The 21,654-nt window shown below is 36.7% G+C and carries 21 protein-coding genes; 6 read left to right on the plus strand and 15 right to left on the minus strand.

The features are described from left to right. Positions 1 to 330: TetR/AcrR family transcriptional regulator (locus B554_RS0112240; protein ID WP_019458272.1), on the minus strand; the 330-nt coding region annotated here is incomplete at its 3' end. A 647-nt stretch (positions 331 to 977) separates the two neighbouring features. Here B554_RS0112240 and B554_RS0112245 point away from each other — a divergent pair. Together B554_RS0112245 and B554_RS0112250 are read left to right on the plus strand one after the other, a co-directional pair. Continuing rightward, the gene (locus tag B554_RS0112245) at positions 978 to 1,505 is read left to right on the plus strand and encodes a hypothetical protein (protein WP_019458273.1); all 528 of its coding nucleotides are present in this window, start codon (positions 978 to 980) and stop codon (positions 1,503 to 1,505) included. An 80-nt stretch (positions 1,506 to 1,585) separates the two neighbouring features. After that, a complete protein-coding gene (locus tag B554_RS0112250) occupies positions 1,586 to 2,065 on the plus strand; it encodes a hypothetical protein (protein WP_019458274.1) in 480 nt (159 codons plus the stop codon). A 168-nt stretch (positions 2,066 to 2,233) separates the two neighbouring features. On the opposite strand, the gene B554_RS0112255 is transcribed toward B554_RS0112250, so the two are convergent. Together B554_RS0112255 and B554_RS0112260 are read right to left on the minus strand one after the other, a co-directional pair. Then, entirely contained in the window at positions 2,234 to 2,569 is a 336-nt protein-coding gene (locus tag B554_RS0112255) for a hypothetical protein (protein WP_019458275.1), read from the minus strand. A gap of 792 nt (positions 2,570 to 3,361) precedes the next feature. Beyond that, the gene (locus B554_RS0112260; protein WP_019458276.1) at positions 3,362 to 3,700 is read right to left on the minus strand and encodes a hypothetical protein; all 339 of its coding nucleotides are present in this window, start codon (positions 3,698 to 3,700) and stop codon (positions 3,362 to 3,364) included. 656 nt (positions 3,701 to 4,356) lie between these two features. Here B554_RS0112260 and B554_RS0112265 point away from each other — a divergent pair. After that, on the plus strand, positions 4,357 to 4,842 hold the full coding sequence (locus B554_RS0112265) for an Lrp/AsnC family transcriptional regulator (RefSeq protein WP_031944950.1): 486 nt from the start codon (positions 4,357 to 4,359) through the stop codon (positions 4,840 to 4,842). Between the two features lie 28 nt (positions 4,843 to 4,870). Here the strand turns inward: B554_RS0112265 and B554_RS0112270 are convergent, their stop codons facing one another. From B554_RS0112270 to pepN, 9 genes are all read right to left on the minus strand, one after another. Beyond that, entirely contained in the window at positions 4,871 to 5,428 is a 558-nt protein-coding gene (locus B554_RS0112270) for a chorismate mutase (protein WP_019458278.1), read from the minus strand. A 78-nt stretch (positions 5,429 to 5,506) separates the two neighbouring features. Then, entirely contained in the window at positions 5,507 to 6,190 is a 684-nt protein-coding gene (locus tag B554_RS0112275; protein ID WP_019458279.1) for an SDR family NAD(P)-dependent oxidoreductase, read from the minus strand. 9 nt (positions 6,191 to 6,199) lie between these two features. Continuing rightward, entirely contained in the window at positions 6,200 to 6,961 is a 762-nt protein-coding gene (locus B554_RS0112280) for an SDR family NAD(P)-dependent oxidoreductase (protein ID WP_019458280.1), read from the minus strand. A 7-nt stretch (positions 6,962 to 6,968) separates the two neighbouring features. After that, on the minus strand, positions 6,969 to 7,655 hold the full coding sequence (locus B554_RS0112285) for a glutathione S-transferase family protein (protein WP_019458281.1): 687 nt from the start codon (positions 7,653 to 7,655) through the stop codon (positions 6,969 to 6,971). Between the two features lie 231 nt (positions 7,656 to 7,886). Further along, entirely contained in the window at positions 7,887 to 8,906 is a 1,020-nt protein-coding gene (locus B554_RS0112290) for a spore coat U domain-containing protein (protein WP_019458282.1), read from the minus strand. Next, entirely contained in the window at positions 8,897 to 11,356 is a 2,460-nt protein-coding gene (locus tag B554_RS0112295) for a fimbria/pilus outer membrane usher protein (protein ID WP_019458283.1), read from the minus strand. The genes B554_RS0112290 and B554_RS0112295 overlap by 10 nt, the downstream gene beginning before the upstream one ends. Positions 11,357 to 11,365: 9 nt before the next feature. Further along, positions 11,366 to 12,070, minus strand: a complete 705-nt coding sequence (locus tag B554_RS0112300; RefSeq protein ID WP_019458284.1) for a molecular chaperone — start codon at positions 12,068 to 12,070, stop codon at positions 11,366 to 11,368. Between the two features lie 74 nt (positions 12,071 to 12,144). Further along, positions 12,145 to 12,675 carry a spore coat U domain-containing protein gene (locus B554_RS0112305; RefSeq protein WP_019458285.1) on the minus strand — a complete coding sequence of 177 codons (531 nt, stop codon included), beginning with the start codon at positions 12,673 to 12,675 and terminating at the stop codon, positions 12,145 to 12,147. Positions 12,676 to 13,180: 505 nt separating this feature from the next. After that, positions 13,181 to 15,787, minus strand: coding sequence for an aminopeptidase N (gene pepN / locus B554_RS0112310; RefSeq protein ID WP_019458286.1), 2,607 nt, complete (start codon positions 15,785 to 15,787; stop codon positions 13,181 to 13,183). A 319-nt stretch (positions 15,788 to 16,106) separates the two neighbouring features. Here pepN and B554_RS0112315 point away from each other — a divergent pair, with 319 nt between their 5' ends. The 3 genes from B554_RS0112315 (at position 16,107) to thiM (ending at position 18,533) form a co-directional block, all read left to right on the plus strand. Beyond that, positions 16,107 to 16,364: a hypothetical protein gene (locus B554_RS0112315; protein WP_004700972.1), complete on the plus strand. Its 258-nt coding sequence runs from the start codon at positions 16,107 to 16,109 to the stop codon at positions 16,362 to 16,364. Between the two features lie 151 nt (positions 16,365 to 16,515). Continuing rightward, positions 16,516 to 17,673, plus strand: coding sequence for a hypothetical protein (locus B554_RS0112320; RefSeq protein WP_025465206.1), 1,158 nt, complete (start codon positions 16,516 to 16,518; stop codon positions 17,671 to 17,673). 32 nt (positions 17,674 to 17,705) lie between these two features. Further along, on the plus strand, positions 17,706 to 18,533 hold the full coding sequence (gene thiM, locus B554_RS0112325; protein WP_019458288.1) for a hydroxyethylthiazole kinase: 828 nt from the start codon (positions 17,706 to 17,708) through the stop codon (positions 18,531 to 18,533). Between the two features lie 28 nt (positions 18,534 to 18,561). Here the strand turns inward: thiM and B554_RS0112330 are convergent, their stop codons facing one another. From B554_RS0112330 to B554_RS0112340, 3 genes are all read right to left on the minus strand, one after another. Continuing rightward, entirely contained in the window at positions 18,562 to 19,413 is an 852-nt protein-coding gene (locus tag B554_RS0112330) for an AraC family transcriptional regulator (protein WP_019458289.1), read from the minus strand. A gap of 81 nt (positions 19,414 to 19,494) precedes the next feature. Next, entirely contained in the window at positions 19,495 to 19,854 is a 360-nt protein-coding gene (locus B554_RS0112335) for a 5-carboxymethyl-2-hydroxymuconate Delta-isomerase (RefSeq protein ID WP_019458290.1), read from the minus strand. Between the two features lie 43 nt (positions 19,855 to 19,897). Continuing rightward, entirely contained in the window at positions 19,898 to 21,610 is a 1,713-nt protein-coding gene (locus tag B554_RS0112340) for an AAA family ATPase (RefSeq protein WP_019458291.1), read from the minus strand. Positions 21,611 to 21,654: the final 44 nt, after the last annotated feature.

Consider the following 21,654-nt stretch of genomic DNA (forward strand, 5'->3'; position numbering starts at 1 on the left):
TTCAAAAATGGCTTTAAATAGCAGGTAATACGGCCCTTCTAAGTCGGTATGCAAGTCATAAAGTATTTTGAGTTTTTCCTTTACGCTTGTGTTGTGGTCGTACTCGACCATTGCAATGACTTTCTCCTGTAGCCGTTCTTTTTGCACGAGTAGGCAAATTTCGATAAACCGCGCTTTGGACTGAAAATAATGATAAAAAGTCTTTTTTGTAATTTCAGATTCTCTCACAATTCTATCGACGCCCACTAAATGAAATCCGTGGTGGTGAAATAAATCAATCGCCTTATTAATAACTTTTAAAGCACGTGTAGAAAATACTAAAGGTGGCATAGTTTTTACCGTTATAAATTCTTGTTGTTTCTAAAAGAGATAGAAATGCCATCACTCTTAAAATGAGTGCTAAAAAAAGGCATGTAAAAGCGGCACAATTAAGGTGTGCTCGCCTATCTCAGGTTTATTGTTGCTATGATTTTTGAGTCGTAACGATTCTTAAGGTGCAGAAAACCTAAAGTCGATTAAACCGATTTATAGAATGTTTAAATGGTATGGACAGAGAGATTTTGGCAAAGGCCAATAAATAAGATGAATTAGTACGCATAGCGGACTCCTTGTGTGTAAAGAAGTTCTACCAGATCACTGTCAAATGATTATGGTGGTAGAACGAGAGAAGGTTGACAGACTGACACACAAGAATCAGCACGCACAAGGCGTCCCTCCCTCGCCCTACCGCTACGAAGGGGGACGAACGAGTTCGCCACCAAAAAGAGAACTTTTTGATGTCTTGTGTGTTAAATCGATCTGTCAAAATCGACTGGCAATGTAGGCCAGCAGGCAAAGGATAATCGGAGAGATTTGGGGTGTCAATGTGATATTGGCTAGAAAATGGATAAATAATTTTTTGTTTTTCATTAGATTAGATTCGTTAATCTATTGAATAGAATATATTATATTTGCTTAACGCACATTAACTTATAAATATGAATACGATCTCAGCTACTCTTTTACGTGAACACCCAATTGAGGGATGCATTAAAGATGCAAATGGCAATTTAAAACCATTTCCTATTCTCGCAATTGATAATGTTCCATTAAATATATGGATGCATCAAAATGCGCGCGTTATTGACGACATGAATGATTTAGTTCCAGCTCAAGGTTGGTTATATGATCATGATAGTGAGTTAGCATTAAGTAACGCATGGAAACTTCTTAAACCAGAAGCTTATGAAAATGTAGCTATTTCAACAGTGGTTCCAATCTTAATTTGCCCTGATGATTTAGATCTAACATGTAGCGTAATTATGGTTGAACAAATTGTTTCCGCAGATCAAGTCATATGGGCTCGTTTTGGTTACGCATTTAACCATATTCACGATGTTGTGACATCTGTAGTCTGGAAAACCTCACCTTCTGCTCCGCGGTTAAGTTTTTCGTTGAGCGAATTTGAAAAAGCATATAATGATTTAAAAGAATTAGACAAAAAATGGAGTGAAGGTTTTATCTAGTTTTTTTAAATATGACCACATATTGAAAGATGCTGCTCTTACCTTCTCTAAATATCATGTAATAAATTTAGGCTAAATAAATGTCTAATAGTTATAAATTTCAATTAAAAATGGAGCTAGATCTAAAATTAATCACGCCTGAAGAGATTCAGAACTGGGCCGTGCATGCACTAGAGAATGATCCAACAAATGAGCTAGCTTTAGACATCTGTTTTTTATCAAACACTGAGCAAATATTACAATATTTCAGACTCACAGAAAAAAGTGAATTTTGTTCATGTTCACGAGATCGCTTAGCAATAAAAGTTATGGAAAATTATATTTTTAAGCATTTAAATACTTGGAATTATAAAGATCAGGTAGATTCTTTCTTTCAGAATACTCATTACCTGATTCATTATTTAGAAAATGCAGAACTAGGTTTGTTAATTCGATCATATAAGAGTCAATTAGATGTGGCATTTCAAGGTTACTCACAATTAGAGCCTGAAACATTATGGGAAAATTTTAAATTAGAGTTAAAAGAACACCTCTCATCTTCGACTCATTCTCATACCTAAAATATGATCACCAATAGATCTAAAACTAGATGGTTTTTATATTGATTAGATTCTTAATAATTATTTTCTGATTTAACTGATAGTGATACACCGATAAAATGGAAATATATTTTATTATTCATTTTATCGGCTTAAATGCTAATTTAATAGTTTTATTCAAATTCCATCTTATTTTTTAACATAATTTGGAAAGTCTTTTAAAATTTCTTTGCATAATTGAGCTTTAGGGGTTTCATCCTCACGCTCTTCGAATTGACTAATACCAAATTTTAAAACCTCTTCAGCATACTCATCACCTAGCTCATGAATCGTACATTTTTTGACATCTCGCATGAATTCTTTTGAATAATACCGATAATTACAGTCATATTGCGCGCGGCTTAAAAAACCATGTAAAGCTACAACTTGCTCGCAGTATGTTGGTTCTTCCCCATTTTTAGGTTGCATTGCATAAACTGATGTTCCTAAGAAAACAGTAAAAACCATAATTAAAAAATTCCGCATTATTTCCCCAATGAAGTTATTAAAAAGTATTATTGATAATGTGACACACGTATTAAATAATAATTATTGATAAAAATCTATTCATTATAAAAAATAGAATAAACTATTTTATAATTTCAATCAGAAATTTAGGATAGGTTAGCTGTATAAAAAATTTACAATTATTACTTGATGCTTATTAGGCTAAAAATTGATGTTTTAGACATATGAGTCAATTCAAGAAAATTTGATTAATAGCAATTGTTCTTAAGTATACAGAAGATTATAAAAATATCTAACATGGAGTTAGACACTAGAAAAACAAACTTCATCAAATGAGAGAGCAAATATGATGAAAAAAATTTGCTCTGATACTATTTTAATTAGAAATATATATGCAGCTACATATTGACAGAAATCCCACTATTTTCTAAAATAATTATGAAGGTGACAGCGACCTATGCGGATCAGTGGATCGAGTTTTTCTTGTGAGACTCCCGTCGTTGGAATAGCTGTTACATTAAGCCCGTCTAATAGCGGGCTTTTTGTATTTTAAGGCATATTTATAATTCTGTGATACATAGCAACGAACATCTGTAATCAGGGAAGAAATGTTAAGTCTATTATTATAATTAAAAAACAAAACTAAAATATGATCATTAATAGATCCCCAATTAGCTAATTTTATATTGATTAGATTCTTAATAATTATTTTCTGATTTAACTGAAAGTTATATACTGTGATACACCGATAAAATGAATCATAAAATCCATTTTATCGGCTTGCCTACAGAAGCTTTTTAAAATTCCATTTTATTTTCTAATATAGTTTGGAAACTCTTTTAAAACCGTGCTACATAATTGGCCTTTCATATCTTCACGTTTGCGTGCTTCAAATTGGTCCATACCTAATCTCATAACTTCTTTACCATACTTTTCACCTAGTTCATGTTTGGTACATTTTTCAGATTCATGAACTAATTCTTGTGAAGTATAGTGATAATTACAATCAAGTTGAGCACGGCTTAAAAAACCATGTAGTTGTACTGTTCTCTCGCAAGTTGTTCGCTGTATATAAGTTTTAGGCTCTTGAGCAGCAGAAACTGATGACCCTACCAATAAAGTGAAAACTGTTACTAAAAAATTACGCATTATTTCCCCGATAAAATTATTAAAAGTATAAGTGGCAATGTTGCTGGTGTATTAAATAATAATTGTTTATAAGTGTCTATTAATAATAAGAAAGTTAGATAAATCCTCTTATCTTTTGAATATTTCATCACCTTATTAAAATTATGGAATTAATTTTTTATGAATAAGTGATATAAGTTTTTATAATTATCTTTATTAGTTAAATTAAATCTCTATTCTAGTTAGCTAGGCATTCTATTAAGCTTAATAAAAGAGATTATAAAGCTATATAAGAATAGCTATAAAATAAAAATGAGAATTAACTTCATTAAATCAGTGCATTTAGTCTTTTGAAAGAATATGCGATAGACATGCAAATAGATTTTTTTAAATAAAATTAAGATATATGTGAAAGTTGTTTTTAAAGCAATTTTCGAAGCAAAAAATACGCATATTTAAATTTTTATAAGATCCGCAAAGAGCACTGTTTAGTCACCCTTACTTAAACAGTGCTCTTTGCTCCATCACAACTCCTATCCAGTAGAGTCCGATGCATAGAAATAGTGTATGGTTGTCTCACTTAAAATGTTGACTGTATTTTCAGTTTTTTTAAATGATCTCAGCATAAAAATCACGTATATTAAAAATTAACAGAAGAATCTTCTTTGGTTTATATTTTGAACAGCACAGAATACACACTAGATCGCATAGATCGGAAAATGTTATCTGCCCTTCGTGGAAATGGCCGCTTAACAGTTGCACAGCTCGCCGAAGAAGTTGGGCTTTCATCCTCGCCCTGCTGGACTCGACTCAAACGTTTAGAAACTCTAAAAATTATTGAAGGCTATACGGTAAACGTAAACCCAAAAGCGATTGGCATTCACGAGTTATTCTTTATTGAAATTACGCTAGAACGCCACGATGACGAAATGCTAGAAAACTTTAGTGAAGCTTTGGCAGATATTCCTGAAGTGGTCGAGGCGCATTTAGTTACGGGTGACTATGATTACTTGGTGAAAGTGGCCGTAAAAGATGCCGAACATTACGAACGCTTTTTACGTAAAAAGCTCTATTCGATTAAAGGTATTCGGCACACGCGTTCAACCTTTGCTTTACGACCACTTAAATCTGCTAATACTGCCGACTTAATGTTGATTGAATAATTGACTTATATAAGCCGCTTTAGATACCTCATTGTTTTAATTTGATTTTATTCAATGTTGCACATAAAACCTTCTTATCGGCTTCTTTTAGCTGAGGGTGCTGAACTGGCCACATATAGCTACAGCCATGCGGTGCCTTGTTATTATTTTTCTTAAGTTCATAGGCAATATTTTTTAAAAGTTCGGTGTTTAAAGAACTAATTTTTAAACGCACTTCGCTTAAGTCCTGAGGCTTCCAGTTGGTTTCAGGGCTAGACAACCAATCTGCTCTATATCGGTACTGAATAGCTTTGGCTACATTCATTTGTGTCACTATAAACGGCTTTACCGTTTCGCTATTCAGTCCAAAAGATTCGGCCTCAGAAAGTGATTGGTCAAGTACTTTCTTTTCTTGAGCTAAATCTTCAATCGGTAAATGCTGCTCTGCTTTATAGCCTGCGACATCTTTCATATAAGATAAGCGCTCGTTAACTAAACGTGCTGTTTGATCATATTGATATGCTTGTGCCAATGAAGAAAAGCACATCAAAGCTGCCACTGTAGTCGCTACTTTAACCGTTTGTTGAGCGTTCTTAATATTTAACATTTAAGTACCTATCGAAATTATTGTTGTGCTGTCATTCCAAAGCAGTACTCTATTTTAAGAACACTCGAAAGTAAAATCTCACGATATGCTAAGTTCTTGGCTCCATGCAGAGTCAGGTTGACGATAGATGTGCTGGCACACTTGTTTTACAGATGAAATAAAGTGCGGGTTTTGTCCATCCCATTTTTCTACCATGCAATACGTCACATGTATGCCTTTGGGCTGAAACTCTCTTGCCAATGACTGCGATAACGCACGAATACCCGCAAACATACTTTGGCTTAATACATCGTGGTGAGGTGAATTGTGAGATGGTGCTCCAAGAAAAATAACTGTACCTCTTTGCTGCTTTAGCATCGGTTTAAGCACTAATTGCGACACGCTCACTGCACTTAAACCTGTAGTCTGCCAACTGTGCTCAATTTCTTCTAAAGATAAAGATTCAATATTTGGCGCAGATGAAAAATTTGGCTGAAAGACGCATAACTCAATGGTATGGCGATGCTCTGTTATATATTTCAGCAGACTTTTTAAATGCTTAGTATTTACCAAGTTTAAACGAACACTTGTTATGCCATCATTTACAGAGCTAACTTGTATGTTCTGAACAATTGAATCATGTACGACTTGATAAACGTGTAATGGAGATTGGCTGTGTTTATCTAAAATTACAAAACTTTGATCAGGTAGTTCTATATCATGGCCTGCAACCACTACACAGCCCTGCTTTTTTTGAAACTTCTGAAATATTGTTTTTAGCATATAAGTCTCTCAAAATTTTTCTTGGTATGGGCGTAAATCTAACTCATGTGTCCAGAGTTCAGGACTTTGTAGGTAAAGCATCCAATAGTTTTCTGCTATTGCATTAAGATTAAGCCCGCCTGTCCCACGTGTAAGGCGTGCTAAACGGCCTAGACCAAATAAAGCTTTATTCACTCTGTCTCCATCAACCATTCCATCAATAATGACATGCGCAATATGAATGCCTTGAGTTTTATATAGTTGAGCTAGATTTAATGCATAAGCTCGTAAGGCAGATTTGCCCATCGTAAAAGCAGCGAAAAAGGGCTTTCCACGTAATGAAGCACTCGCCCCAGTAAAAATAAGCGTACCGTGTTTTTGTTCTTTAAAAATTCTTAGACTGCTTTGAGAAACCAAATAAGCTGATAAAAATGTGGATTGCCACATTTGATTGAAAAATGAGAGTGGACTACGTAAAAAAATTGAGGGAATATTTCCTCCGACATTATGAATAACAGCAGTAATACGTTCGTTTTGACTAGTAATGGTGTCAAACAAGGCTTGTACTTGATGTATATCTTCAGCATCTAAACGAAATGCGGTAGCCTCACCGCCTTTTGTATGAATTTCGGCAGCGACTGCTTCAATTTTCTGGAAAGTTCGCCCAGCAACGTAAACTTTTAATCCTTCTTTTGCAAAATGATGACAAACGGCTGCACCAATCCCCTGTGAAGCTCCGACACCAATAATAACTGCGCAATCTCGTGTTTTACTCGGTGGTTCTAATGACATAGTCGTTTCACCCTGTTTGTTTTTTATACCATAAAGCAATAAACGGACGATTCAAAATTTCTTTACTAAACTTTTTACTTGTTCGAACGACTTCACCAAGTTGAGCAACCACAGCAATGTCCGCAATCGTTTGGTTATCTCCAACCAACCATTCACTTTGTGATAACACCTGATCAATACGATCTAAGTGTTTAATAAACTCTGCTTCAACATTTTCAGCTTTCATTCGACCTAAACCTTGGAAGAAGAGCTGTGTTTTTAATTCGGCTAAAATAAAAGCTTTTACCATTGGCTTTTCATACGCTGGGCGCCCAATGCTACTAATACGGATGGCTTCCTCTAAAGCCTCCGAGTCATTTACCCTTAAATACACCTCATAAAAATAAAGAGACTCATCTGCCCAGTCTTCCCACAGTTCGGCAAGTGCTTTTTCATTTAGATCTTCGGGATAAAATCGCGGTGTATCTGGATAGGCTTCATCTAAATAACGAGCAATACGGGTACTGTCTTGTATACGTTGCCCTTTATCATCTATAACGGGGACTTTACCCACTTTACTCAGCAAAGGAACTTTCGCTCCAAGAATGCCGTTATAATTCACTGTATCAAATGGAATTCCCTTAAATTTCAAAGCTCTTGCAACTTTTTGACAAAATGGGGAAATTTCCCATTGATGCAAAATAATATCCGACATTTATTCACCTTTATTTTTAATTGCCTGTTTTACTTACCAGTTCTTTTTTAGAACTAATCAATAAATATACAGAATAGCTTTTTAAGTCAAACCAATTTTGATGACGGTCAAGTTTCGAATACTAAGAATTATTTGATTTTTATTATTTATATTTTAGCAATTTCCAGACAATACAGTTTGAATTATAAGAAGCTCTGTCATAAAAGAGCTTCTTATATAGCTTTAAAATAATTAATAAGTCACCGTAACCACAACATTATCAGAGTAGTTTCCTGGTTTACTTGCAATGGATGTACCTTGCGGAATTTTTCCATACACTGTAGTGGTTTGAGCATTACCTGTTCCAGTGCCCGACACTCCACCTGCCCCACCAACACTAGCTACCCCACCTGTAGCATCCCATACCGAACTATAAGCGGCATCTTTGTATAACTGATAGGGAACATAATCATTAGTATCATGTTTCATACGCCTGAATCCTCCGCTTATACGGTTATCACCGTCACCCAAATAAATCGTATATGGCGTTCCAGAGTTACATGTTGTATTTATAGCCCCTTGAGTGGTGTAATCGCGACTAGTCGTACTAATATCGTTAATATTGCCAAAATCGACAGTTGAAGTTGAGTTTAATTGGCAAAGCGTCGGCACTACAAAGTTTGCTGTTAAAGTTACATTTCCAGAACTCCAACTGATGACATCTCCTAAACATAACGCCGCTAGAAGATCCATATCCCAAAATAGTTGAACCGTAGCTGTATAGGTTCCTTGAGGGTATGCAATGAGTGACCCCGTTCGCGCGGGTACTTTCACATTTACAGAGTAACTAAGAATATTATTTGAAGCGATTGTTACCACTGGACCATACCAAACATTGGAAGTTTGATTGGTGGTAGAAGAACCTGCTCCGCCTACAGTTGCTGTAACTGTATATGGTAACGATACGCTATTATTTGTAGTAGTTGCCCCTGTAAATACTGTCTTCATACACATAAATGGAGAAATCTGAGGTAGTCCTCCATTCGTGCAAGTAATTGTTCCTGAAAAGTTTACAGTTGCATCGCTATTAATATTTGCTGCAGTGTAAATAAACGTGTTATTTGTGGTTCCAGCTACCGTACAAGCAGCATGTGTTGGACTAAAAAAAGCGTAAACGAGATAAAATAAGCAAATACCTATAAAGTACTTTAAAGATAAGGAATTTTTTTTATAGCTCTCTATTTGAGCCTTATTCATAATATTTAATGACATATATAAGGTCCCAATTTTTTAGTTGAGTACTGATTACTGTTATACGTAAATTCAACTTGGCATGAACCATGATCAAGAAGATCTACCTCAAGTTTGTTTTGTTGTAATAGGTTTGGAATAAATACTTCACCGTCATAGCCCACTACGGCATCTTGTTGCCCATTAATTCGAACGCTATAACCCGGTAATAATGGTGAGTTGTTTTTATCAACTACTCTCACCAAACCTGAAATAACCTGATGAGCACCAAAGTCGACTAAAGTCCCTTGGCGATAGCCTACTACTGTTTTTTGATCTGTAGATTTAACATTCCAATTTAAAGGCAGATATGATGGATCTAAATAAATATGGTTCTCTCTATACGGCATAAGGCTTGGTATAAGAAACCTTCCAGACTTGTCCGTTGTTCCTAAATTTATTCCGCCATTTAAAATTTGGCTTTGCGGTCCGGCATTGGTGACAACAGCATAACCATCTCCAATTTCATTCGCCGCAAATATACGGCCTGCTGCTGCAACTAAAGATCCTGTCGCTGAAAGTGCAACTTGGTCATTATCTCCAATTCGGTTATAGCGACCTGTCAAGTACGCAGCTCGTGCTCGATAAGAGCCATAGACTGATGCATTATTGTCATGCGTATCCTGATTGCGCTCAACATAACCACCCCATCCAAATGAACCAACTTGCGGTTCCGATAAAACAAATACTTCTTGGCGATAACTCAGCCTGCCACTATCACTGGATACACTAGAAATCGCATTGACTCTGGTAGATGGCGTATAGCGCAGCGCAAAGTAAATGCCATAGTCCTTATGGTTTTCATAATCCTTATATGCTGAACTATAAAAACCCCAGTTTTTGTTCAAACTTCCACTTAAGTTGGCAGACAGTAACTTATACGAGTTATCACTGTATTTGATCTGGTTATAGCCGACATAAACACCATAGCCTGTATAAAAGTTATAGTTAATCCCTGCCCTAATAATCTCGTCTGCCAGCGCGCTATAGCTCAAATAATTTTGTGATTCAGCATTAACCTGATTTTCTTTTAAATATCGAATTTGCGACACCCGTGCCAAGTCAAAGTAGTTATCAAATACTTTGCGGTAGCTGGTGTTAAATGAAATATTCTTACTAATTCGCCCTTCTAAACCAACCAGAGCCGAATAGCCATTTTCATCTTTATACTGACTTGCAGCAATGTCGGCATTAATCACCCCAACACCAAACAGGTTCTTGGCAAAACCTGTGCCTAGATTCGACAGGCCATCTGTTGAAGCCTCTGCACCACCGCTTAAAGTCAGTGAGTTGCTGTAGCCGTATCGAATCGCGCCCGAAGCAAAAGTGGCATCATCATAATCGTTTGAGTACAGCCCATAGTTATAACGTGGAACCCCAACATCGACTGAAAACTCATTTATGCCTTTTGCCAGAATCTTCGATGAAAAGTAATAAGGTTTTTTGGTAATGGTTTGCTGACCTGTCGCATCGGTAGTTACCAGCGTGACTTCATTTCCTGAAATAAACGGCAGCTGTTTAATGTCAAATGGGCCTGAAGGAACAAGGCCTGAATAAATTTTTTGTTGATTAACGTATAAGTCTAGTGTTGAAGGCAGTGCTGCTGAACCGGAAAACTGCGGTAATGCCGAGGTAACAATATCACCACGCTGGGTATAGGCACTCGACCACTGCAAACCGGCAAGACGTACACTACTGCCCCAGTCAGAACTATTAGAAATAAAGTCACCTAGGGTATATATCCTGACTTTTTCAGGGTCTACATATTGCCACTTAGTTTCCAGTCGTACCCACTTTTCATGGCTATAGCTCGTTTCATTACTACCGTTATATAAAACGCCTGAAGAAAAGTTACCGATGGCACTGTTAAAAATTCCTTCAGCCGAACCAGAGAAAATACTCTCATCATTGGTTATGGTGTGATACAGGCTGTAATTCAGGAGTGCCGCATTTAAGGGTTTCATTTTTAGCAGACTAGAGCTAGTGGTCTGTTGCCCCGTTAAGTCAACTGAATAACCCATTAACATGTTTGACGGAACTTGTAAGTTTACAGACTGCTCGTTTTCCAGATACTTAAACTGGATTCCTTTAAGTTCGTTAAGACACACCCATTGGCTGTCAGGGAGATGTTCATCCATTTTTACTCTTAAGGTTTTTAAATCACTAGATCGTATATATAACTTTCCGTCCTTAGATTGTTTTACGGAAAACAAATCTTCTGAAGGATTAGAGTTAATAGAAATATTTAAAAACAGCTGAATAAAATTATTTTCTTGTTCTTGTCCATCCGTCTTTTCGTGCATATATTTATTATTGTTACTTATAGACTTAGGAACACTGGGAACCGCAGTGTTTGTATGATCTAAAAGTTGTTCAGCAAATAAATGTGCTGGAAAATATGCGACACATAAGACACCTATAATATATTTCATATAAGCCTCTTAAAGTGTGGTTTTTTTACCATTAACTGTTAGAGAAATACTATATTTGTGATTTGGCTGATATATAAAATTATTAACTGAATAACTTCGTGCTTGCCCTGCAAGGATATAACCATTTATGGTATTTACTTTAATCGGATAACTCTTATTCTCTGTGTTATCTACAAGGTTTAAATCATTTAAAAGTGCATGTCTGTTACCAATATTACTAATATTCAAGGAAGTATCATTTTGCTTCGCATCAATTTTCCAGTTCAGTTGGGTAATCGCATCTTTATTCACTACAAATACAGGTAATGATGAGCGAAGTAATACATTTACACCTTGAGATGCTTTACGGCTATCGATGGGTTTTGGTAATTCATCAAGAATAATACGATAAGTTTTTTCACCAGAAATTGGTTCTGGCTTAATGCGGACTACACGTAAATTATAAGAGTCATTAGGTTTTAATTTTAAGAAAGGTGGACTAATTGCAATATCATCTGTTGGAATTAATTGATCTTGTCCAGCATTCTGAGTCCATTCAAATATACGTATTTGTAAGTCAGCACTTTCGTTCGACTGATTATATAAACTAATTGAAGAAGCTTTTTGATGACTTAAAATTTCCACAGTAACAGGTGAAAGGCGAATTGTAGCCGCGCTGATAGTGCTACATAAAGATATTAATAATCCCATAACAATAAAAATATTTTTTTTCATGTTTTACTCAAATATATCTTTTTTAATATATTAGCCCTTTCGAAAGGGCTAACAGTTTTTCTAATTTGTACGACTTAATAAGTTACTGTTATTGTTACTGTATCAACATAGCTACCAGCGCTTGGCAAAGCTGAACCAGCAGGAATACGTCCATATACATTCACTGTTTGTACAATACCAGTACCAGTTCCACTATAAGCTGTTGTTGCAATACCAATTGCAGTCGCACGGCCTGTATCTGAAAACAGGTTGTAAGGAATATATTCGTTACTCGTTGCCCCACCAATCATACGGCGTTGGGTTGTTTGAGCATTTTTTCCACCGTCAAAAGACAAAGTCCATGGCACAGTGTTGTTACATAAAACTTTGATTGAAGTTCCCCCTGTCGTTGTAGTATCAGCATCTTCATTGGTTGCTAAAGAACTTAGTGTGCCAAAATCTAAAACGGCATTTGTTGTGGTACCGGTTGCAGAGGTATTAAGGACACAACTATTCGTGATTGCAGCTTTAACAGTTAATGTCCCTGTTGCTGTAGCAGCATTTGCTGCATTAACAGAAATTAATGCTATAGCAAGTGCTGATAAATTTAAAAAAGTCTTTTTCATGACTAAAACCTTTTATATTAAGTTGCCAAATTAATAGATATAAAAAAATTAACTCTTATCCTTACAATCATTTTTATTTGACTGCTCTTTTAAAGCTTATTTTTTATCCTATTTTAAATATCATACATAAAAATAATTAAAATGCATGAGTTTGCTATTATTTTTAATTTCCAATTAACAAAATATTGTTAATAAAACTTAATTTCCAATTATAAAAAAAGACATAACACAGTTACAAATAATTGATTTATCTTAATTTAAAATAGATTCAACAATATTTACCTGTAAAAATTTAACCAAATGTTTCAATCTACATTTTTATTGAATTTGATCACAAAAATCAATTTTTTAACAAAATAATTCACTTAAAATTAAAGTATTTTATTTTTTAATATATTTAAACAATACATTTAATATTAATTAAAAAACTTTATAGTTTAAAAATACAAAATAATGACCAAAATAAAGGCCTCATACGAGACCTTTATTAAGTATTTTTAAATAATTAAACGCTTAACATACTATTTAAAGTTTCAGAAACGTTTTTAGATTTCACTTTAGGCTGTAATGCCTGCAAAGCTTGTTGCACTTGCGTACGTTGAGGCTCTGCAAGCGTATACCAGCGTGACAATACCTGTAATAAACGTGAACCTAAAATCGGGTTTTTCTCGTCAAGATATTGCGCAAGATTAATAAAGTGCGCTACACCAAAGCCCCAAGTATTTTCAGGGTTATTTGACAAGCCCCCACTTACGGCGCGAATACGGTTTGGCGTCGTGAGGTCATAATCAGGATGCTGAGTAAGATATTCAATCGTCTCAACAGTGGCATTTGGATTTGCTGCCTGAATCATAAACCATTGATCTAAAGACAATGCTTCATCTTTAAAACGGTCATAGAAATCAGCTAGGGCATTTTGAGCTTGAGGTGCATTTTGCCAAACCAATACACGTAATGCACCTAAACGTTCAGACATATTACCTGTGTTTTGGTATTGGTCATAAGCCAATTCAAATGCAGTTTGATCGCCCTGACGAGCCATCATCATCAGCATGATATTTTTTAATGCACGAACACCCATCGCTAAAGAGAATTCTTTTTGCAAATCTGGGTCAAGGGTAAGATAAGTATCTTTCCAGAAAGAACCTAACTCTTGTGCTAAACGATTCAGCAAGGCTTCACGTTTTACATGAACATCGGCTGGTGCATAGTTCTGATCAATACGGCTTCCCAAGTAACCTTCACTTGGTACATCAAACAATCGTGATGCTAAAAGTGGGTCACGGCCAACTAGTTCAGGTAAAGTGCTCTGAATAGCTTGAATGTACGCATCGGCAGAATGGTCTTCTAACAAAATACGTTCAAGCAAGGTTTGCGTTGCTTGCCACTGGTTAAAACCATTCGTTTCGTGTTGAATTAAGAAAGCTAATTCTGCATCGGTATAATCAAATACAAGATTTACAGGCGCAGAGAAATTACGAAGTAACGAAACAACTGGTTGTTCAGTCACACCTGTGAATTCAATGGTTGCCTCATCTTGATCAAACAAGTACACACCATCTTTAACATCATTAACGAATAAACTATCACTGTGCAATGTATATTGCTCGCCTGTTTTAGCATTAAATAGCGCTAAAGCCACAGGAATTGGAACAGCTTTTAAATTTGGATATTTAGGATGAGCTTTCAGACTTTGTTTAAAGCTTAAACGGTAAGTTTGTGCTGCTGCATCGTACTCACCTTTTGCTTCAAGCTTTGGTGTACCCGGTTGGTTATACCAAGTTAAAAATGCAGATAAATCGACACGCGAACCTGCTGATAATGCAGCAACCCAGTCTTCTACAGTTACGGCTTGTCCGTCATGACGGCGGAAGTATTCGTCTGTTCCCTTACGGTATTTTTCTTTACCAAGTAAGGTCGACATCATGCGGTTAATTTCCGCACCTTTTTCATAGACTGTCGCTGTATAGAAGTTATTAATTTCTACAAAGTGGTCTGGACGTGGTGGATGCGATAATGGACCTGCATCTTCAGGAAATTGGTGTGATTTAAGTACAGCAACGTCATCAATACGTTGAACCGCAGCAGATTGTAAGTCTTCCGAGAAAGATTGATCACGAAATACCGTTAAACCTTCTTTTAAGCAGAGCTGGAACCAGTCACGGCAAGTAATACGGTTACCTGTCCAGTTATGGAAATATTCATGGGCAATCACCGACTGTACACGCATAATCGCAGCGTCAGTTGTGTATTCTTCATCGGCAAGTACACATGAGGTATTAAAGATGTTTAAACCTTTATTTTCCATTGCACCCATGTTGAACTGGCTCACCGCAACAATCATATAGTTGTCGAGGTCATACGCACGGCCGTAGTGTTCTTCATCCCAACGCATTGAATGCTTTAAAGCTTCCATTGCGATATGGCATTTTGGAATGTCTTTCTCGATGGCATAGATTTCTAAGGCAACATCACGACCTTCAGAGGTCGTATAACGATCTTTAAGTACAGCTAAGTCACCAATAACACAAGCAAACAAATAGCTTGGTTTTTTAGTTGGGTCTTGCCAGATTGCAAAGTGACGGTTTTCACCCGCTTCACCTGTTTCAAGCAAGTTACCATTGGCAAGTAACACAGGATATTTTTTGTCTGCTTCTACACGTGTAGTAAAGACGGAAAGTACGTCTGGACGGTCTGGATAGAAGGTAATTTTGCGGAAGCCTTCAGGCTCATTTTGCGTAACAAACAAATCGCCAGCTTTATATAAGCCTTCAAGCTGAGTATTGGTTTCCGGATGAATAATCACTTGAGTCTGTAAAATGACTTCATCTGGTGCGTTAGTGATCACCAGTTGCTCACTATCGAGTAAATATTGTGCAGGAGTAAGCGTTTGACCATTGAGCTGAATAGATTGCAACTCAAGGTCACGGCCCAACAGCACCAAGTCTCCAGCAGTTTGACGCTTCATGACTAAAGTTGAATCAACAATTGTTTTATCGTCATAAACTTGAATATCAAGATTAATGGATTCAACCAAGAACGAAGGTTTTTGATAATCTTTTAAATAAACTGTTTGATCTGCCTGAACGGGAGGCTGTGCCGCAATATTCATCTTTATTCCTTATATACTTTTCGAAAACCGTAGTACGAATTTTATGAACTTGATCATACACATTCATACATACTATGTTTGCTTACCTTAATAAAATTAATGGGACTTGATTTATACATTTCAAATTAGAATCTGGTTTTATTAGCACAGATTAGACCAAAATTACGATAATCGTTGTTTATATAATCAATCTATACAATAAAAATAAAACTCCTTTCGCTTTTAACATTTTTTAGGAGCTGCTTACATTTTAGGCATGGTTCTTGCCTTAGCTCATATACCAGTATAAGTATTTCGATCAGAACAAGAGGTAGCTACTATGGAATTAAAAACTTATTTACATCGTTTAGAAAATATTAAAGCTATTCATGATCTAGATGCAGCGGGACTCGACCATCATGTGATTGCCGTGTTTTTAACTGCTGAAGGTATTTCAATGACTGCTCAGGAGGTAACAACTATCGTTAATACTTATGACGCATTAGGTAAAGTGAAATTACCAAGTAAAAAAGTACAGGCGCTTATCAATGCTAAAAAACTTGGACAACATGACGAGAGCTTACCGTGCCCTGTTTAACCTTAACTTTTAACCCCTTATGAAAACCTAAAATCTTTATTTTGATTTTAGGTTTTCTATTTTTGCACCAAACAAAAATACAATCTCAGCTATCGGCAATGCGGCTGTGTATAATAGGTCAATCATGATTGAGTTAAGTGTTCGGAGCGAAATGGCCTTACAAATTCTACAGAAACAGCTAGATGAAAGTAGCCATTGCCCACTCTGCCAAGCTTCAATGTATTGGGTAGATGCCGAACAATTTGAGCAAGACATTCAGTTTCATGAATGCAGTCATTGCCAGCACCGTGTATTTAAAGACACAAAAATGACGTGTCACTGTGACCAATGCACTAAACAAAGAAAGAAACTTTTACAGCAAACCCGCCTACAAGAACAACGCCAGTTTAAGTCAAAAGATCAACCTCAACGTAGTCTGGAGCAACTTAGTTTTTTAAATAAACTTTTTCTGCTTAGCCTGCTCGATGATTATGCACGTGACGATGTTGCGCATGACGAATATATTCACTGGGACCAAATAAAATATCAACCTATTACACCCAACTGGATGTTCCAAAATCATCTCATTAAACAGCTTCATAAAGATGGGATTTTAAATGCACAGGATCAATCTGACGAACCACAGTGCTTTTATTTAAACATTCGCCTAGATGGCTATAGTGACCCAAGCTTATACAGTGTAGCCCAACAACTACGTCATTGGTTCTATGAAAACTTAAGTCTTGGTATTCCATTTCGTAGTGCCGACGAAGTGAAAGACGTCCTTTTTCAAGTGCTCTATCAAGAAATTATTCAGTTTACTCAGTTCTATTGCCGAACATGGGGTATTCAAATTGCTGGTAGCTCTAACTTTCAAACTTTTTGCTATCGTTTAATGGACTCATTGGCCATTGGTCAAATTTATTATTTGATTCAAACTGCACTCGAATATCTTTATAAACAAAAGGCGCTACAGCCACGTAATGAAAAGTTTATTAATACCAATTTATTAAAGAAAACTTTAGAGCAATATCGGGAACGGGCTTTAGCTGAAAAGTGGGAAACTTCAATATTGCCACGCCCTTACAATATCCCCTACAGTAAAATGAGCCACATTTTGTTTAACCGCTTTTTAGGTTATGACGAACACATTTTTGTACAACCTGTATGGAAAGCATGGCGAAAAATTGAACCTCGGTTAAACTTTTACTCGGTTAAACGGTGTATGCATTGTGGTTCAAATGATTTAAGTGTTGATTATGATGCAGCAGATTATGTTTCTTTGATTTGCGAAAGATGTAAGCATCAAGATCACTATTTTACCCGTTAAATTCGTTATCTCTGGCTTATAAGGATAATCAGATGACTTCAACATCCAACCTCATAGAACAGGTGATTGAAGCTTGGCAAAACATGCAGGCTCAAACGCCTCTTGTGCAATGCATCACCAATAGTGTTGCAGCCAACTATACAGCCAATGTGTTACTGGCTTCTGGTGCATCACCTGCGATGATTGATAATCCTTATGAAGCAGAAAGCTTTACCAAAATTTCATCGGCTTTAAGCATTAATTTGGGGACACCTACTTCAGAGCAAATGCAAGCCATGCAAATCTCTGCCAAAACAGCACAGCTTAACAATATTCCTTGGGTACTTGATCCAGTCGGTTACGGCCCAATTTTAGCTTGGCGTAGTCAAATGACAGACGAGCTTTTACAGTTCAAGCCAAGCGTTATTCGTGGTAATGCCTCAGAAATCAGTACCCTTGCAGGCAATCAGGTTCAATCTAAAGGTGTAGATAGCACTTTAAGTAGCGACCAAGCCTATCAACAAGCTTTTCCTCTCTTAACACATGCAAGTTGTATCGCTATTTCGGGCGAATCAGATTATATATTGTCTCATGAAATAGATGCAGTGATTCAAGTGAACGGCGGAAGTCCTTTACAACCAAAAATTACTGCAACAGGCTGTGCTTTAGGTGCGTTAATTGCCGCATATAGCGCTGTGACAACACCAACTATTGCTGCTCTCTCAGCTCATGTTCATTTTGCAATTGCAGGTAAACTTGCTGCAAATCAAGCGCAAACGATGGGAAGCTTTAGTAGCATCTTTATGGATTATATCCATATGCTAGATGACAACCTGATTGAACAATATGCAGATATCAAACTTATAAAGATACAGGCATAACCTAATCTATGCCTGTATCAGATTAGACTCACTTTAGAAGTAAGTAAATGTCGGTAACAAGGTCACACTCGTTCACTTCGTGCACAAAGTTGTGATAGTGAAAGAAAACTGGATAATCCCCTGCTTCTTCTGGTTGTTCAGGTAACCAGTTTCTAAAGATGTAATACACGCTATCTTTAATCTGGTCATGGCTACCCAAATGTCTTACGGTTGCATAGCGCCCCGCAGGAATTTCACCTGTCTGCACGCCGTAACTATTTTCAGGTACAGCTTTTTCAATTGAACCTGCAATATCAAACCGAAATTCATCAGATGGTGTCTGATCTGGGTCAGCAAAAGGAATACCATAAGTTTTAGACTTGGTTACGGGCGATAAACCTGTTTCTTTACGCCAAGCAATAAAACGCGCAGCTGTTTCCAAGACTTTATCTGGACTTCCTAAATGCGATAGATAGGCAATCTTTTCAGCAGGACGCTCAACAATATTTACATTCATTTTTAGCTCACTTTTTGGAATCGTAAAAACAAACTTCTGGTGCCAAGATTCCCAGTCTGGTTTATCTCTAAAAGCCCGAGGAGTTTGATCAAATGAACGCTTAAATGCACGAGTAAATGCCTCGGGACTGTCAAACCCTGCTTGTAATGCAATCTCAATAATCTTGAGATCGGGTTCAAAAGCCAGTTGAAAAGAGGCCCGCTTTAAACGAGAAAGTTGAATAAACTTCATCACATTTAAACCAATATGAATGGCAAAAATGCGATGAAAATGAAACTTAGATAAGGTCGCAATCTGGCTCAATCGGTCAACATCTAAATCTTCGTCTAAATGTCTTTGAATATAATCGCAAACCAGTTGCAGCTTTTGTGTATATACAGCCATACATTTATGTCTGTTCATTCGATAGCACTACTTTTACATAGTGCTCATCGCTATTCTTGATCGAAATTGCGCTTTTTATAGTTATACAACTTGCTTAAAATAATCTTCTCTTGGCATGTCAATTAGCTCAACACACAATTGAATTTCTTTATTAAACCCTTGTTGTAAATATCTTTTGTTGCTAAGTGCTGCTAATAATTGCTCACCCACAAGCTGTTTTTGTTCAGCCGTTCTTCCCGACAAAATATACGCCTTTACATGAATATAAGCTTGATCAGCTCCTAAGCCAATGAGGAAAACATCATCTTTACGCGCACGGCTTTTAATGTCTTCTGGGCTAAATAACTCTGTCTCAATGAGCGTACTATTAATTTCTTCAAGTAATTGTTTTGCGTTCAATCCAGTTAAATTTTCTGAATAATCCACTACTACGTGCGGCATAGCCACCTCAATTTATGTAATAAGTAATTAAGCCAATCAAACTTTATTCAATAAATAATAAAGCTAATCGAACCTGATCATATCCCATTCGAGGACTGGTTGCTTCAACAATTGGTCTTAGTTTGATCGAACCATCATCAGAAAAATGATCTGGATTTTGACGTTTTTTCAATTTCTTATAAATTTTACGGACTTCTTCGACCACTTCTTCACCCGGATGGGCAACCGAAATATCTAGCTTTTGTTCTTTATGAAGTCGAGCCAAATGATTAATAATCGTCGCTGGTGTCAGACCACGTTCATGCGCGATGTCTTCAATCTCGTAGCCTTCTTCAAACAATGCACGTGTTTCATCTAGCGTTGCCGTAGCATAATTTTGCTTGCCACCTTTTGCGAGTTTCTTCTCATTCCGAGAAATCTCGGTTTCATTTAAGGTGCCTCCACAGTGACGAATAAAGGCTTTATGCTGAGCCGTTAAATCTACATCTGCAAAGTTATCTTCGGCTTCAGCCGATAACTCCTGAAAACGGCGATCCGCTTTGACCGCTAAACTATCTAACTCTAAAGCTTGTTCATTAATACCTAATAACTTTAATCCAGTTAAAGATTTTAAGCGCGAAAGAGCAACATAACCTTGCCCTTTCTCAAAGGTGTTCATGAGGTTAATTTCTGCAGCTTCTAAAGTCATACCCTGACTTTTATGAATAGTAATCGCCCACGCTAAACGAAGTGGAATTTGCTGAAAACTTGCAATCACTTTGCCTGCTTCATTTTCAACTGACCATGTTTCAGGGGCAACGAGCAATGTCGTGCCATCGGTTAGTTTTACTTTCGGCAGTAAGCCATTTTCGTCATCTTCTTCAAAGCCGATAACTTCACCTAAACTACCGTTGATATATCCCATATCAAAGTTGTTTTTGACAAACATAACTTTGGCATGCTTTTTCAGTGTGAGTTCTTCTGGTGCGCGTACCGAAGATTTTAAAGTTTCTAATAACTTTTCATTACCATCTAAAACAGCATTGAATTGATGCCCTTCATTATCAATTTCATTTAAGTGCTGATAATTGATATTGTCGACATCCATATTGTGCGTATAAAGACGAGTAAAGGTCTCACCAATATCATGCGAGCGAGATTGACGCAGTGCGTGTAAATGATCTGATTGAATATTCTGCGCACGAATGGCATTTAAAATTTGATTCAGAATTTCATCGTCTTGGCGGTGTTGTTCTGTTAAATAACATACACGAAATTTGGCTTCGACCCATGCATCTGACATAAAACAGAATTTGTCACGATTAGCTTCACCATTACGTCCTACAGGTGGTAACTGGAAGAAATCTCCAGCCACAATGACTTGAATGCCACCAAATGCCTCATCACTTTCTTTAAAAAATTTTAGGACTTGATTGACCAGATTGAGCTGCTTGGCATGTAGCATCGAAATTTCATCGATAACGAGAACTTGCGCATTTTCAAGGTGTTCCTTGAGATATTTACGCTCTTTCATACGTTTTAGGTCATCGTCAGTTAACTGATCTTTAATACCGATGCCCGCCCACGTATGAATGGTCATGCCATTCATATGCGTTGCCGCAATACCTGTAGATGCTGTAATGGCCACAGGTACTTTACGTGCTTTTAGATATTGGATGTACTGATTGAGTGTATAGGTTTTCCCTGCACCAGCCGAACCGGTTAAAAAAACATTTTCACCTGCTTTGAGCAGTTTAAGCGCAGTTTCCTGTTTCATAATCTCATATGTACATCTTCAACAGCCCATAGCTTAACGATTTT

Source organism: Acinetobacter sp. GG2 (assembly GCF_000292385.1).
In the GTDB taxonomy this organism is placed as follows: Bacteria; Pseudomonadota; Gammaproteobacteria; order Pseudomonadales; family Moraxellaceae; genus Acinetobacter; species Acinetobacter seifertii.

Coding starts and splice junctions, on each gene's coding strand:
- B554_RS0112245 (WP_019458273.1), top strand. CDS start 978: ATGAATACGATCTCAGCTACTCTTTTACGTGAACACCCAATTGAGGGA.
- B554_RS0112250 (WP_019458274.1), top strand. CDS start 1,586: ATGTCTAATAGTTATAAATTTCAATTAAAAATGGAGCTAGATCTAAAA.
- B554_RS0112255 (WP_019458275.1), bottom strand. CDS start 2,569: ATGCGGAATTTTTTAATTATGGTTTTTACTGTTTTCTTAGGAACATCA.
- B554_RS0112260 (WP_019458276.1), bottom strand. CDS start 3,700: ATGCGTAATTTTTTAGTAACAGTTTTCACTTTATTGGTAGGGTCATCA.
- B554_RS0112270 (WP_019458278.1), bottom strand. CDS start 5,428: ATGTTAAATATTAAGAACGCTCAACAAACGGTTAAAGTAGCGACTACA.
- B554_RS0112275 (WP_019458279.1), bottom strand. CDS start 6,190: ATGCTAAAAACAATATTTCAGAAGTTTCAAAAAAAGCAGGGCTGTGTA.
- B554_RS0112280 (WP_019458280.1), bottom strand. CDS start 6,961: ATGTCATTAGAACCACCGAGTAAAACACGAGATTGCGCAGTTATTATT.
- B554_RS0112285 (WP_019458281.1), bottom strand. CDS start 7,655: ATGTCGGATATTATTTTGCATCAATGGGAAATTTCCCCATTTTGTCAA.
- B554_RS0112290 (WP_019458282.1), bottom strand. CDS start 8,906: ATGTCATTAAATATTATGAATAAGGCTCAAATAGAGAGCTATAAAAAA.
- B554_RS0112295 (WP_019458283.1), bottom strand. CDS start 11,356: ATGAAATATATTATAGGTGTCTTATGTGTCGCATATTTTCCAGCACAT.
- B554_RS0112300 (WP_019458284.1), bottom strand. CDS start 12,070: ATGAAAAAAAATATTTTTATTGTTATGGGATTATTAATATCTTTATGT.
- B554_RS0112305 (WP_019458285.1), bottom strand. CDS start 12,675: ATGAAAAAGACTTTTTTAAATTTATCAGCACTTGCTATAGCATTAATT.
- pepN (WP_019458286.1), bottom strand. CDS start 15,787: ATGAATATTGCGGCACAGCCTCCCGTTCAGGCAGATCAAACAGTTTAT.
- B554_RS0112315 (WP_004700972.1), top strand. CDS start 16,107: ATGGAATTAAAAACTTATTTACATCGTTTAGAAAATATTAAAGCTATT.
- B554_RS0112320 (WP_025465206.1), top strand. CDS start 16,516: ATGGCCTTACAAATTCTACAGAAACAGCTAGATGAAAGTAGCCATTGC.
- thiM (WP_019458288.1), top strand. CDS start 17,706: ATGACTTCAACATCCAACCTCATAGAACAGGTGATTGAAGCTTGGCAA.
- B554_RS0112330 (WP_019458289.1), bottom strand. CDS start 19,413: ATGGCTGTATATACACAAAAGCTGCAACTGGTTTGCGATTATATTCAA.
- B554_RS0112335 (WP_019458290.1), bottom strand. CDS start 19,854: ATGCCGCACGTAGTAGTGGATTATTCAGAAAATTTAACTGGATTGAAC.
- B554_RS0112340 (WP_019458291.1), bottom strand. CDS start 21,610: ATGAAACAGGAAACTGCGCTTAAACTGCTCAAAGCAGGTGAAAATGTT.